Raw genomic sequence first — 14141 nt, 5'->3', positions numbered from 1 at the left:
TCTCAAAGTTCGGAGGAACTGTCCTATGTCATTTTATTCTCAGAGCCCTCGTGGGCCTGTTACAGCAATACTGATCGCAGCATTTGCGGTCCTATGTAGTACCGGAACGCTAGCCCAGGCGCAGGACCAGGCTTCTATCAGTGCTCCAGCTCCTCATCCGATTACAAATCAGGACCATCCTTATCCGCGATGGGAGCTCTTTGGCGGATATTCCTTCCTTTATCCTGGTGCGAATCTGCATTACCTTAATCCCGGAGCAACGCTTCCTGTGAGCCTTCGCCAGGAATCGAATCCTCGAGGTGTTGGTGCCAGCATTACCTACAATTTCACTCGCTGGCTAGGTGTGACGGGTGATTTCAGCGGAGATTGGGGCGATGGAGAGGGCGGACCAAATCTGGCTGCAGGATACATTGGCACACTGGATGACTCCAACCTTTACACCGCGTCCATTGGACCTAAGTTGACGTATCGCAAGGCACACTTTGCCCCTTTTATCGAAGGCTTGGTCGGCTGGCAGAGACTGCATTCCGAATATAGTGGGATCGGCAGCAGCGACAGCATCGGGTTTATCGGTGGAGGTGGAATCGACGTTCCTTTGACCAGGCACTTCGCGTGGCGTCCTATACAAGGCGATTATGTATTTTCCAACCATCAATTTGGACCATCTGCGACTGTTCCCACCACCGAACTTCGCGGCGTGAGACTCCAGAGCGGTGCAGTATTCATGTTCGGAGGTATGGCTCGGCCCGAACCAGTAGGCTACAGCTGCTCAGTTAGCCCCGCCGAGGTGTTTCCGGGAGATCCGGTGACGGTAACGGGAAGTGCCATAAATCTCAACCCGAAGCGGACGGCGACCTACGGATGGACCACGACGGGCGGCAAAGCCAGCGGCACGTCTTCCGTATCGAATATTGATACCACCGGTCTGGCCCCAGGCAGCTACACGGTTACCGGCCATGTGACGGAAGGTGCAAAAGCTGGTCAGTCCGCCGATTGCAGCGCCGGTTTCACGGTGAAGCCTTTCGGACCACCAACCGTTGCCTGTTCAGCCAACCCATCGACCGTGAATCCGGGCGATTCTTCTACCATTACCACGCAAGCGTCCAGCCCCCAGAACCGTCCTCTGTCGTACAGCTACAGCTCGGCTTCAGGCCAGATCAGCGGTTCCACCAATAGCGCTACTCTGAACACGGCGGACATTGCACCAGGCGCAGTAACGGTGACATGCAACGTAGTCGATGACACGGGACAGACCGCTTCGGCGACTACCACCGTGACGATCAATGCACCCACACCAGCGCCAGTGGCGAAGACTCAAGCGCTCTGCACGATAGATTTCGGCAGAGACAAACGTCGCCCCAGCCGTGTCGATAATGAAGGAAAGGCATGTTTGGACGATGTTGCGTTGAACTTGCAGCGTTCTTCCGATGCTAAGTACGTGGTTGTCGGGAACAGTGGTCCCGCAGAGAGACACGGCTCTACCCTGGCTGTGGAGCGGGCCATCAATACCAGAGCTTACCTTGTGGACGAGAAGGGCGTCGATTCTGCCCGCATCGAGGTTCGTACTGGTAATTCAGGAACCCCAACCGTGCAGAACTACCTCGTTCCTTCGGGTGCGAACTTTGCAAATGACGTGTCGGATACCTCGGCGGCTGACACCTCGCTGGTAGAGGTTTCGAAGAAAGCTAAACATCGTGGCCACACAGTGAACTAGCTCTGCCTGTTCAATGCAATGAGCAGCGCTAGAGCAACTCAGAAAACGGCCGGCCATGTTAACCCTTGGCCGGCCGTTTTCCAATGAGTTCCTCTAGCGCTTATTGCCTCCCGTTGCCTCCCGAACGTCCCTTTTCGAATGAATGACTTAGGTCGGGGCGGGTGAGGATTCAGCGGTGCTCCGAAGTCCATATCTTTCAAGATCCATACTACCTGCGAGATGAAACGCGCATCCAAGCTTATGAATGGAATTGTGTCCAAATCTTCAAGAAATTGCCTGCCAGTCGGATCCGGATGTCCGAGAGTATAGATTCCTCTTCGATCGGCATTCCATCTCCTATGGAACACCTCAAAATCTCTCTGCATTTATTCGAGAATTAAAAGAGAATACGAATTTTGCTGCTGATTTCTGGCAGCACACGGCGTTCGTACAAATGAAAGAGAAGGGCAATCTCTCTCAATGCGAATTGCTTACGCTCCTTGTGATCTCGGTGGCAGGAACCGAAGTCTCTACTGCGGATAGTCAAATAGGAGACCTCGTTACGGAGTTCGACGCCATTCTTCTTGCTCATAAGAATGATCCTGCACTCTCACGCGTTCCCGAAGTCCTGGATCCAGCCTACGCTCCACAATCCTCTGATCGAAATGGACCGAAAAACGGCGACGGTAAGAAATTGATATTTCCCGTTGCAGCTGTGAAGCTTTTCCCACAGCCCAGGCAATATCTCTATGTGGCTGGTTTCGGGATTCTCTCACTTCTGGCAATCTCATCTCTGCGGAGCCTCACTGCCCGTCGTACACACTCCGAGAGAGCAATATCTTCAGAGAAGAGTAGCTCCATCGATGGGAAAATTGCATCCACCAGCTTCCCTCCCCCGAGCCAAGCGGCCATATCTCTCCCACTCTCAAACACAAGCGAGAAAAATTTCGATCCCCAAAAGGGCTTCTCCCGCGTAAGAAGCCTAGAGCAAAATCCTACAGCCCACTCCGATCATTTCGGTAAATTCGATGGATCCGCCAAGTCGAACAGCGCTCGTCTCTCTCCTCTGAGACGAAATATAAGCTTTGCAACGACATCCACGCCGCCAGATTCGGACTCATCGAAGGAAAAGACACACAGCATCGGCATATCATCCGGCATAATGACGGGAAATCTGTTGGAGTGCAGCCTACCTTCCTACCCGAAGCTGGCAAGCCTGACCCATGTTCAAGGACCTGTTTTCCTTCAGACGATCATCTCCCCCTATGGAACCGTGGAATCTGTGCACGTAATCAAAGGGCCGTATCTCCTTCGAAAAGCAGCGACCAGCGCTGTCCGCACTTGGGTCTATAAGCCTTACGTCATCCATGGCAAGGCAACAGAAATTGCGACTATTGTTAAGGTCGATTTCGCGCTCAAGCATTAGAAGTTGAATTCGTGTGATGGCCCGACGCAAGGAACGTCTGCGCGGCAGTTGTGTTCAGTACCCACCGTCTCCATCCTCTACTATTTCAGCATCTCCCACTAGATGCTAAGAGCAAATTCGATTTCTTCCTTGCGATTTAGCGCGATAGAGAGCTGAATCGACCCTATCCAGCAGTTCCTGCTGGGTGCCCCCAATCGCAGGCTGGTCGCTCGCCACGCCTACACTCAAAGTTACTACTCGACCCGAACCTGATCGATCATTTGGGATCTCTCTTGCCTCGATTGAAGCCCTCATGTGTTCGGCGACTAGCATGGCTCCCTTCAAATCAGTTCCAGGCAGAATCACAGCGAATTCCTCGCCTCCGTAGCGTGCGAGTAGATCATTTGGGCGCCTTAACACGGTCGTCAGAGTCCGAACGATCGCACGCAGAACGGCATCCCCCGTTGGATGTCCATAGTGGTCGTTAAGCGATTTGAAGTGATCGACATCGACCATAATCAGTGAGAGAGGCTGCTGTGCGCGGCTCGCTCTCTTCCATTCTTCGGTAAGCGTCTGATCAAAGTACCGTCGATTGTATGCACCCGTCAGACCATCTCGTACCGCATCTCGGGTCAGTTGAACATTCGCTTCTTCCAATGCCTGTTGGCTCTCAACGATTTGCAAGTGCCCACGAAAGTAGTCGCTTTGGCGTATGGCCGTTCGAATACCAAAAAGCACAACAGCGATGGTCATCGAGAGGACTTTGAAGACAATGTGTTCTCTCTTGATTTCGGAGGCCAGGATGATCACGCCTATCGTTAACAAAACCGGGCTTAAATTGTCCACCAAAAACCCTACTGTCAAGATCCCAGTTCCTTTAGCTACCTTAGAGCCGTGAGATTGCGGCCAGAACGCAAGCGCAGTCAGGAGCAAAAGAAACGGCAGTTCCCATAGGGCATTTCGGATCGGCACGGGCATCTCCTTAAAGGAGCTCAAGATCGCCCAAACCAGAGCATTGATCCACAGAAATCCTGAAAGGATGGAATAGATCGTCCTCTTCTCTCCCCGCGAAGATAAAAGCAAACGCAACGTACATGCACAGGCGAGCAGGACGTTCTGTATGTTGTAGATATTTCCAAGGTCGGTTACAGAAAGCGGCACTAAGCGACTCCAGCCGGGAGCACTTGAAAAGAGCTGCAAATTGGCCAATACGACGACGATTGCTGCAATCGCCCCATCCGGCCACAGAAACGATCGAAGCCCCACATTCTCATTGGCAGAAGACAACGCCAATATGATTGGAATTCCGTAAGCAAAGAAAAAGAAGTTCCACGTTGGAGCAAGCATCTGCCGTAAATCGAAGGCACCGCTCAAATATGAAAGCCCAGCCTGCCCAACAGCCCAAAGAACGAGACCCGCGGCTATCAGGTTCCAGCTTCTTCTTGTCTCAATGGGGCCGTTAAAACCACGCTGCAAGCATCCTAGCGCGGCCAAAAATGGCACTCCCGCACCAACAAGCCCAAGAAGACCCCTCTGGAATGGTCTAAACTCCCCAAGTACGGAGCATGTCACAACATCTAAAAGTGCTAAAGCAAGTAACAGTCTAGGATTTGTAAAATCTGTAAACCGTTGCCGACTAGACGAAGCGACAACCTCGCGTAGCGGACCTGGCTTACCCTGATTCTCGATATCTTGGCTTGATCTTTGATGTTTGCGTTGCCAAGTCACTGAGACTTTCCCCCTGAAAACGAGCCGGAATATTCGCACCCACATCGACACATCGTCGGTTAGATGCTGGCGTTTCACAGAAAGAGTACTGGTACCAGCCTGAAAATCCGATGCACAGTGGCCTCATCCGCTCGTCGACGCGTCGAGGGTCAAGAAATCGAATCATTTCTCCAATTTCCGCCGCGCGCTGCCCAACTCTTCTCCCTAAGATGCCCAAAGGACAATCATCAGGAGGTTGGGATTCTTTGAATGTCAGACGCGTTTATCGCGGCCAGATGATCGTGAGTGCACGTCGCCCACTGCGTGGCACTGTTCCGCGAGGATCACGTGCGCGATCAACCTCTCACGCGCGATAGTTCGATCTTTCTCACGCCCAGGATAAGTATTGCAGCTAGTAAAGAAAAGCCTGCAAGTAGATACAGTCCAGCCCGAGGGAAGCTAAACTGAGTATCCGCCCAAACCTTCGCATTGGGCGCTAGGAATCCCCCCACGGCCCCTGCTGCATTGATCAGAGCAAGTCCACCCGCAGCTGCATTGTCAGCCAGATAACCCATGGGAAGCGTCCAGAACAGTGGCTGGACAGCGATGAACCCTGACGCAGCGAAGCATAAAGCGAGCATGGCTACGAGCGAGCTTCCCGACCCGAACAGCGCGCTTGCTATCCCGGCACCAAAGAGTGTCAGGCCAGCGAGCAGCCGATGATTCCGATGACGGTCTGCCGTACGTGGTATCCAATAAGTGGCCGCAACCGCACAAACCCACGGGATAGCTGATACAAGGCCCACCTTAAAGCCCATCGTCCGGCCCAGCATCGCCCCCACCAGCGTCGGCAGGTAAAAGACCACACCATACACACTCATCTGAATAAGAAGATAAATAAGCGTGCAGTAGAGCAACGGACCACTTTTCAGCAACGATCTAAGACCCGTGGCCCCGTATGCACGTCTCAGTTGCTCCTCTTCGGAAAGCTCTTTGAGCAGAGCTGCCTTCTGTATCTCTGTGAGCCACGCAACATCCTGAGGCTTATCTTGTAAATACGCGAATGCCCAGATTCCGACGATCACGGCCATCAGTCCTTCAATAAGAAACATCCACTGCCAGCCCTGCAGTCCGCTAGTAGAGGGTATCTGGAGCAGCGCTCCCGATACCGGGCCGCCAAGGACAAGGGCAAGAGGAGCACCGAAGTAAAACAGGCCAAGAACCTGACCTTTGGTACGGTTCGGGAACCAATAGGTGAGATAAAGAAGAACACCCGGAAAAAAACCCGCCTCGGCAGCTCCAAGCATCAGGCGCAGCGCGTAATAAGAGATCGGGCCGGTAACGAACATGGTGGCCATCGAGACCAGACCCCAACTCACCATGATGCGGCACATCCAGACGCGCGCACCTACCCTTTGCATGATGAGGTTACTGGGAATCTCAAACAGCGCATACGTGACGAAAAACAGGCCGGCCCCCAGAGCGTACGCGGCAGCAGATAGGCCGAGGGACTGCTGAAGCGCCTGCTTCGCAAATCCAACGTTGGCCCGATCGAGGAACGACACCACATACATCAGGAGCAGGAACGGCACCAGGCGACGCTTCGCATGCGCGATCGCCTGGTCCGCCGGATTCGAGGAAGCTGATGACACCCTACTGCTGCGTCGCTACTGAGGAGATCCGCACCGGTCCCAGCAGCCCCGAAGGCAGTAAAGGCGAGTTTGCCCGATATGGCTTGACGTCGGCGAAGGTATATTTCACCGTGGTACCTGGTTGTTCGTCACCGATCAGACGATTCACCCAGGCATTGGTCACTTTGATTGTGACCTCGTTCGCGCCAGGCTTCAGCGCCCCCGTCACATCGACTCGATAGGGCGCGTGCCAGATCTGGCCCAGGTCCTTGCCGTTCACCGTTACATCCGCCATGTTTTTTACGTCGCCGAGATCGATCCAAAGGTGCGCGTTCTTCTGAAACCACTGCGGCTCGGCCTGAAGAGTCGTCGTGTATGTTCCAATGCCCGAGAAATACTTCACGCCTTGGTTGGTACTATCGCTCCATGAGATCAGTTTTTCCAGGTTGATGGAATCCGGTGCTCCGCGACCTGGCTGAAAAGCAACAGTCCATGGCCCGCTGACCGTGGCAACGTTCGTCTCCGTCTTAGGAGGAAGCTGATGCGATGATTCTTTGGCAGGTTTGCGAAATACAACGAACGCTGTGCCCCATGGCTCCAGGTGCAAGGGTACGGTCGTGCGGCCATCCGCGATCTTATATGATACTGGCTCCGATTTCCCGGTCTCAGCATGCCATATCTCAGGCAGTTTACCCGCCACTCGGAAGCTTGCATCCACTGACGCGTCTCGGTCGCTGCGGTTGTCCACAAAGTAAATATCACCGTCAGTCAACTTGCGATGATTAAACTGAATCTGTGTGTCACCCTCTCCCTTGGTGTAGTCGAAGTCTGGGGCCACTTTCAAGGCAGTGAGAACCTCGTTCAGACTCTGTCCGGCAAACACCTCGCCTTTGCCGACGTGGTGAACGCCCGTACCGTCCCCAAAGAGTGCTTCATTCAAGCGTTGGAACTCCGCCTGATCATCGGCGAGGCTGGGATCGTCAACCGGCTTCGGACCGGCCACTACGGCGCCCTCTCGCACCAGCTTGTCGATGGCGCGAAGCACGGGAAGCGACATATGCTTCGCGTAGGGATCAAGTCCGAGGACACGGTAACTCATACCGCTCTTCGTTGTGAGCAGGCCGTTGGCTACGCTGATCGCGTGAATCAGTCCATCCGCATTGATGTAGTCGAAGCCGTATCCCGCAGGTATCTCCGGCGCCTTCTTATTGAAGATTGCGGTCAGGTTGGAATCCTCACCATAGAAGTAGAGCAAGTCGGCATCGAACCGCCCCTGCTGCAGCATGTAACTGCTGCGCGCAAGGTAATCGATCCACGGACCCGCTTCGTCCGCCCAGGTCTCGTTGCGATTGAACCATTGTCCGAAAGGTCCGAGGGTTAAACCAGGTGCTTTGCCGATCAGTGGCTGGTGTGCCGACTCGTGAATGACGATCCGGTTGATGCCGTTGAGTAGCTCCTGATCCGCAGTCGGCTTCAGCGTAGCAGGCGACCACGCCCACGGAGCGGCAGCTGCGGTCATCGACTCTGCGGCGGCAATGTTTTGACCGTAAATGTGCGCCACAGACGCTGATTCACGATCGTCCGCGTTGAAATCGTACTGCACCTCATTTACCCCGGGTGTCTGAGTCCACATCGCCCCCATCGGGATGTCATCCAACTTTTTGACTTCCATCCCATCGGCGATAAAAGCGCGGCCTGCCTCATGGGACTCTCCGTAGTGTCCCATTCCCCGTTCCTTCAGAGACGCTTCTACCTGGCCGTAGTGTTCATCCGCGGTCAGGTCTGCAATGGTCTTGCGCAAGTCCCATAGAAAATCATCGCTAGCCTTGGCGCTCTCGACAACCTGGCCCGTGAGTACCGGCATCCACGGAATCGGATCGTAGCCACGCCGCTTCTTGAACTCCACAATCATGTCGTCGGTCCAGTTCTGCGCTCCCGCCTCCCAGCTATCGGTAATCACATACTCGATACCACGCTTGCCCATCTGATCGGCGCCGACGGTCTGCTTATAACTGTCCAGATAGTTGTTCATGTAATTCTTGACAAAGCCGCGGTTCAGCTTGTCCACCTCGAGACCCGTGGCTTCGGCCGTCGCAGGATGATTGGTGATGCCAAGCAACGAATAGCCGAAGCGAAGAACGACCCAGTTGCCGGCGGGAGGCGTCCAATCCATCGTGCCGTCGGGCCGCACTTTGCTGGTCACATCAATGACGTCGTTCTTCTGCACCGCATCCGCAGAAGGCTCCGATGGAGTTGCGTACTCATACAGATCCGGCACGGGAACAAACGCCGCCTTTTCCTCGAAGCGATTTACCCGACCGTCCGTGTGTAATTCCAACTCAGATATTTCGTACTCCGTTGGAGGCGCCCCAAGCTTGATGCCGAACGAGTGGGGATCTATATTTTTTGCCCAATCAGGCAGAGGTGGAGGAAGTTTCCGCTTGAACACAACGCGGAAGTACTTCGCCGTCACGGCCGGAAACGATATCGTATACTCCGGCGATTGCCCATCGGGAATCTGTGCAACCGTTTGAAAATTACTTCCGTCGCTACTCGACTCCAGGGTTTTCTCAGGATTACCGATCCCGGAGAGAGCCGCAGGCAATCCACCGATGTTTTTCATCGCCAGCGTCAGCGCACGGATTGTCTGCGGAGTAGAGAACTCATACTGTATCCAGGCCTCGCCACCCGCGCTCGGGATAGGCAGATTCGTCGTGTTCTGCAACTTTCCATCAGAAAGGATGGAAAAGTCAGGTGTACCGCTGCTAGCCGTTATGACTGGATGCAGAGATTCAAGCGGAATATCGCCAGCAGGCCTGCGGTACGCGATCACAACCGAGTCGGCATAGAACTGAGGAATAGGCTTCGAACCTTTCGGTGCCTCCAACGCATCATGCACACCGAGATCCTGAAACGAGCCAGTATTGATCGGAGGATGGGCCAGCTTACCGGTGAATGGATGACCGCCCTCAACAACCGTCTCGCTCCATACGTATTTCTTCATCCCCTGCGAAGCCGGAACCCATGGACCACCGGTCTCACTCCACCCCGGGGAACCTGCGATCGCCTCTTCCATACCGAGTTGCCCGGCAAGTGTCGTCGCGTACTTAAACGCGTCCTTCCACTCGGGCGTCATGTACACCAATCTCTTTGGCACTACCTGTGGTGTTGCCAAAGCAGCGTCGAAGGTCTGAAAGCCCGCGATTCCCACCCTGTTCATCCAGTGCAGATCGAGATCGATTCCCTCTTTTGTGATGTTTCCATTCATCCAGTGCCACCACACGCGTGGTCGAGCGCTGTTTGGCGGATTTTCGAATTCACGCATCATCGAATCTTGACTGGCCTGTCCATGCGCCTTGATGGCGCCAACACCTGGAAGGCAGAGCACTATGAGAGTGGCGATTGCTGTCGATTTGCTTCTGATCATCTCTGATGGATCCTTTCAGTTGTTAGCCGCCCAGTGCTCGGTTTCCTTTTTGGATGTGAGCGAACCCGCTCGAACGCCGTGGAACCGTTTTTCGCAAGCCACACTTTGATACCACACGAAAGATCAATAGGGCAACTATCTCAATCGGAAAACTAAAGCGCTTCCTTCCGCGCAGACAGACAGGCGAAACCGATTGGCGATGGACACAGGCGGCTGGTTGACAGCGTCATTGGCGACCGATGTAGTATTGACGTGCCTCGGATCGTTCTTCTCTCCCAGGCGCTTGAATTGGCCTCGAGACAAGAAACTGCTTGCTTCCTTCTCCAGACGAACACTGAGGTATACATGCGGCGCAGAAACTTTCTAAAACTCGCAGCATCCGCAGGTGCATCGTGGGCGACCCGTCCAATTCATGCAGCCGTCTCAGCATCCCAGATTCCTATCATTGATGCCCACATTCATCTTTTCGATCCTGGTCGCCCGGGCGGGGTTCCATGGCCAGAGCCCAGCGATACCGTCATCTATAAACCCGCACTTCCCGATCGTTATGCAAAGATCACGGCGCCGCTCGGGGTGGTAGGAGCGATAGCTATCGAGGCCAGTCCTTTGCTCCGCGATAATGACTGGGTGCTGGAGGTTGCAGCAAGGAACCCCGTCATCGTAGGAATGGTTGGCGATCTAATTCCCGGAACACCGGATTACGCGAAGGAACTAGAGCGCCTCCACGCAAACTCCCTCTTCCTGGGCATTCGTTATGGAAATCTCTGGAAACGCGACTTGGGAGTGGACTCGAGAAACCCTGATTTTATCTCTGACCTGAAACGACTCTCGGGCTACGGTCTTGAGTTAGATAGCGCCAATCCTGACGACGATCTTATTCGAGCGATCGTCGGGGTGTCGGACAAGATTCCAGAGTTGCGCATCGTCATCGATCACTTGCCTTCCGCGCCAATACCGCCTCCCGGCACTGCGCGCAATGAATACTGGTCCAATCTTCGTCACTGTGCGGCCAATCCAAACATCTTTATAAAGCTTTCAGAGATCCCCGTTAGAGTTGGCCAGAACGTCCCAAAAGACCCTGCTTATTATCGCGAGCGGCTCGACATAATCTGGAACATCTTCGGCGAGGATCGCATTCTCTACGGCAGTGACTGGCCCAACAGCGATCATCTGGCCACATATGCCGATACACTCGCGCTCGTACGGGGCTATGTTCTGCCGAAAGGCAACGCGGTGGCGCAAAAGTTCTTCTGGAAAAACTCCATGGCTGCCTACAAGTGGCGCCCACGAAGCGCAAGCCAGGAAAATCTGTAAGCCGAGGCACACCTAAAGAATCGCCGATGTGCTCAGGGTTACCTCCAAGACACGGAATAAATGTTTTGGCCTATATCTATTATGTAGATATAGGCCAAAAATAGATCGCTACTGAAAGAGGCCGACCAGAGGGGGCCCGGCGCCGACTTCAATTCCGTTCAAGCCCATTTTGATATTTCCGCTTCCACCCAGTGTCAGTTGGTCCACCACAATATTGCCAACTGCGTATGTCGTCGAAGCACCGGCGCCGTCCCACTCCACCCTGTCCTGGAAGGTAGTGTTATGAAAATAAAATGCACCGGTAAAAATCAACGACGCGCCATTTCCAACGATAGTTCCGCTGAACACATTCGAATGGGCCAGAAAGAAAAGCAATCCCCTGCTCCCTGAAGCCGAATAGGTGTCCGTGCTCGTCGAACCGACGTAGGTCGCTGCCGAACTACACTGTGCCACCAGCACATTCCCGTTAACAGAAGATGGCATGCTGCCGGGGGTTGTAGTACTCGAACAATTTAGGTAATAGGAAGGAACTGAATTGATATTGGCGTTGGCGGCGCCCGAACCACCGGAAAATTGAGGTGCCCCAGTCAGAAAATAGAAAACAACGCCCTGGGTGGAGGGCTCGGTGGCTGGCCACGCATTCCGGACTGTGCTGCTCGCGCCAACCTTCAGGTTTCCGTTCAGATAATAAATCCCAGGCATGAAAATTATTGTGGCACTGCTGGCTCCAGCGCCGGAGATGCTTGTCAGATCGATGCCGGTGGGATAGTACCCGGGCGTGAACTCCAGACAATTCGCATAGACGTCCTTACCCTGTGTCTTGCTGTGCCACAGATATTGCTGTGACGGGTTGATGTTCGGGCAGCTATCCACACCGGTGGCAACCCAGGTGCCTTGGTCGAAACCGTTGGTGCCGTCGGCCGTTTGGTGATGATCGGGAGAATCCACGGGAGTTGTTGCTTCGGCGGGTACAGCTGGACGGGTTGGAGCAGGGACACTCTTGTAAGGATCGTTGAGCATGGTGGTGCCATCAGTGGTCTTTTGATTGAGTGAGGTAATTCCGCCCTGCCACGATCCCGTGGTACCCCCATTCCAACCTAACCCTCCGCCACAGGTTGGATTGGCAGCGGGTCCGCCGGCAATCGCCATGTTACCACCCGTACCATTAGGGCCGGCCGTGCTGGTGTCGAGCGAACCCGGCGACACGCATTGATACGCTGTCGAGCTGGTCGAATCTATCTGAATACTGGTTTGCGGGCCACCCGCAATTTGAATCTTAGTGGCGCCCGTGCTGGTCAGCGCGCCAGCGAGGGTAGGGTGCAGGATGATAAGCGGCGCTGGTGCGGGCCCTGGAGTAAGTCCGCAGGTACAGCTTGCCGCAACTGCCTGGTAGTTCTTGCCCAATAAACCCATGAACCACGTCTTTACGTTCTGCTGGACCGTTACCTGCAGGAAAGGATAGGTAACACCCGCCGCCTTAACGCCAGTCACGGAGGTCGATGTTGGAAAGGTCCAGCTTACCTGGCTGCCAGCCGTCGTTGCGGTATAGCCCGAGCCGCTGAAGCCGTTTCTGTTCGCATACCAGCAAATGGTCGAGCTTGAGGACGATGTGCAGTTGCTGCTGGTTCCAGGGGTAAACCCCATGCCAGACAGGGTATTTCCCCTGGCAATGTAGAGCATATCCATCGCGCCCGCCTGACAGGCCGCATCGGCGGCTGTCTGGGCTGCTTGACGACGAAACCAGAGATTGCCGAAATCGACGGAGAAAGCTAACGACCCAAGCAGAAAAGAAGCCAGCATGATGATCAGCAGTATCGACGCCTGGCCCGACTCGCTGTTCCGGTTAATTCTCGTTTCCTTCATCGGTTTATCCTGCCGGATAATCTCTCCGGCTATGTACCTAAATGCAATCTCAACAACTAAAGAGACCGGTAGCACCTGCTAAACAAATTTCAATACGTCGAATCAAAATAAGACCCGCCCCTGAGATGTAAAGGTCATCGTTCGCTTCAAACCTGGAAAATTCATATAGGGAACGTACGTGTAGACCACCTTGACTGAAACAGGATTACCTGGCGTTGCTGTGACACTTCCATAGGTCACGTTGACGGTCATCGCCGATAGGTCGTGAAGCGAAGCGGAGGCAGTCTTTGTAACAATCTTCTTAACATTCGCATAGGTCTTATCGGCGCAACCATTATCTGGACCGCTGCAATTGCTGCTGTCTGTCCCATGCATGATTGCGTAGCGGACCCCTTCCTGCGCGGCATCATTGAGGACGATACAGGTGTAGGTGAGCATGCACAGTTCGAAGAGCGCGAATGCCAGCAGGAAGGTCGCTGTGAGAGAGATGGCCATCTCCAGTAGCGCCGTGCCATCCTCGTCTTGCAGCGTCTTGCGAAGGCCGCGACCAATCATCCAGTTCCCGAGCATCACTGGATGGCCCTCATCTCTACATAGCGATGGAAGGTCAGGTTGGGAAATACGCCAGCGGGAAGAGGAATGGGCGGAGTCACGGTGTAGACAATGTCCACACGGTTCAACTGAAAAATGGGGGATTCAGGATCGGTGCCGGCCGTATAGGTAGACGACGTGCATTGCGCGATGTTGCTGGCCGAGGGAGTGCCCACAGAGTTTGAGCAGACCTGCACTTTGGCAGACGAGGCGTTAGGAAGACCGATGCTGGCGATCGCAAGAGATTGAACAAGACTCGCGGCAGGCTCGGCGGCCAGAGAAGGCGACTTGACTCCCTGGATCGCGAAGCTGGCTGCGTTTCTTGCGGCTGTCGTCAGCGTCGTGGCTGCCAGGAAAAAAAAGCCGAAGTCGACCGCGTAGATAATGAGCAGTGTAAACAGGGGAACGAAGAGGGCGACCTCAATCAGGCTTTGGCCTTCGTCCTGACGCCAGAAGCGGCTTCTGCCCACAGACCCCTTTGCCTCACCTGCGCGTTTTTTGTAATTGCAG

Annotated in this window: 9 protein-coding genes; 3 read left to right on the top strand and 6 right to left on the bottom strand. The window is 54.4% G+C overall.

The genetic code is table 11. From position 1 onward, the window contains the following. Window positions 1–25 precede the first annotated feature (25 nt). Both P4G45_RS07995 and P4G45_RS07990 read left to right on the top strand, forming a co-directional pair. Window positions 26–1714 (top strand): hypothetical protein, encoded by a 1689-nt coding sequence (locus P4G45_RS07995; protein WP_348269144.1) that lies wholly within the window; start codon window positions 26–28, stop codon window positions 1712–1714. A gap of 244 nt (window positions 1715–1958) precedes the next feature. Further along, a complete protein-coding gene (locus P4G45_RS07990) occupies window positions 1959–3119 on the top strand; it encodes an energy transducer TonB (RefSeq protein ID WP_348269143.1) in 1161 nt (386 codons plus the stop codon). Between the two features lie 105 nt (window positions 3120–3224). Here the strand turns inward: P4G45_RS07990 and P4G45_RS07985 are convergent, their stop codons facing one another. From P4G45_RS07985 to P4G45_RS07975, 3 genes are all read right to left on the bottom strand, one after another. Then, window positions 3225–4592 (bottom strand): GGDEF domain-containing protein, encoded by a 1368-nt coding sequence (locus tag P4G45_RS07985; protein ID WP_348269142.1) that lies wholly within the window; start codon window positions 4590–4592, stop codon window positions 3225–3227. A gap of 569 nt (window positions 4593–5161) precedes the next feature. Continuing rightward, window positions 5162–6457 (bottom strand): MFS transporter, encoded by a 1296-nt coding sequence (locus P4G45_RS07980; RefSeq protein WP_348269141.1) that lies wholly within the window; start codon window positions 6455–6457, stop codon window positions 5162–5164. Between the two features lies 1 nt (window position 6458). After that, on the bottom strand, window positions 6459–9863 hold the full coding sequence (locus tag P4G45_RS07975; RefSeq protein WP_348269140.1) for a glycosyl hydrolase: 3405 nt from the start codon (window positions 9861–9863) through the stop codon (window positions 6459–6461). 345 nt (window positions 9864–10208) lie between these two features. On the opposite strand from P4G45_RS07975, the gene P4G45_RS07970 reads away from it, so the two are divergent. After that, complete coding sequence (locus tag P4G45_RS07970; protein ID WP_348269139.1) at window positions 10209–11177, top strand: amidohydrolase family protein; 969 nt, start codon at window positions 10209–10211, stop codon at window positions 11175–11177. A gap of 108 nt (window positions 11178–11285) precedes the next feature. Here P4G45_RS07970 and P4G45_RS07965 read toward each other — a convergent pair whose 3' ends face one another. The 3 genes from P4G45_RS07965 to P4G45_RS07955 form a co-directional block, all read right to left on the bottom strand. Next, complete coding sequence (locus P4G45_RS07965) at window positions 11286–13040, bottom strand: pilus assembly protein TadG-related protein (protein WP_348269138.1); 1755 nt, start codon at window positions 13038–13040, stop codon at window positions 11286–11288. 102 nt (window positions 13041–13142) lie between these two features. Next, entirely contained in the window at window positions 13143–13610 is a 468-nt protein-coding gene (locus P4G45_RS07960) for a TadE/TadG family type IV pilus assembly protein (RefSeq protein ID WP_348269235.1), read from the bottom strand. Beyond that, complete coding sequence (locus P4G45_RS07955; RefSeq protein ID WP_348269137.1) at window positions 13610–14101, bottom strand: TadE/TadG family type IV pilus assembly protein; 492 nt, start codon at window positions 14099–14101, stop codon at window positions 13610–13612. The genes P4G45_RS07960 and P4G45_RS07955 overlap by 1 nt, the downstream gene beginning before the upstream one ends. Window positions 14102–14141 lie beyond the last annotated feature (40 nt).

The organism is Edaphobacter paludis (genome assembly GCF_039993895.1).
GTDB classification, from domain to species: domain Bacteria; phylum Acidobacteriota; class Terriglobia; order Terriglobales; family Acidobacteriaceae; genus Edaphobacter; species Edaphobacter paludis.
This window is presented reverse-complemented; position numbering and strand designations above follow the sequence as displayed.

Excerpts from the sequence above, each read along its gene's own strand:
- P4G45_RS07995 (WP_348269144.1), top strand. The coding sequence starts at position 26 with ATGTCATTTTATTCTCAGAGCCCTCGTGGGCCTGTTACAGCAATACTG.
- P4G45_RS07990 (WP_348269143.1), top strand. The coding sequence starts at position 1,959 with ATGGAATTGTGTCCAAATCTTCAAGAAATTGCCTGCCAGTCGGATCCG.
- P4G45_RS07975 (WP_348269140.1), bottom strand. The coding sequence starts at position 9,863 with ATGATCAGAAGCAAATCGACAGCAATCGCCACTCTCATAGTGCTCTGC.
- P4G45_RS07970 (WP_348269139.1), top strand. The coding sequence starts at position 10,209 with ATGCGGCGCAGAAACTTTCTAAAACTCGCAGCATCCGCAGGTGCATCG.
- P4G45_RS07965 (WP_348269138.1), bottom strand. The coding sequence starts at position 13,040 with ATGAAGGAAACGAGAATTAACCGGAACAGCGAGTCGGGCCAGGCGTCG.
- P4G45_RS07960 (WP_348269235.1), bottom strand. The coding sequence starts at position 13,610 with ATGCTCGGGAACTGGATGATTGGTCGCGGCCTTCGCAAGACGCTGCAA.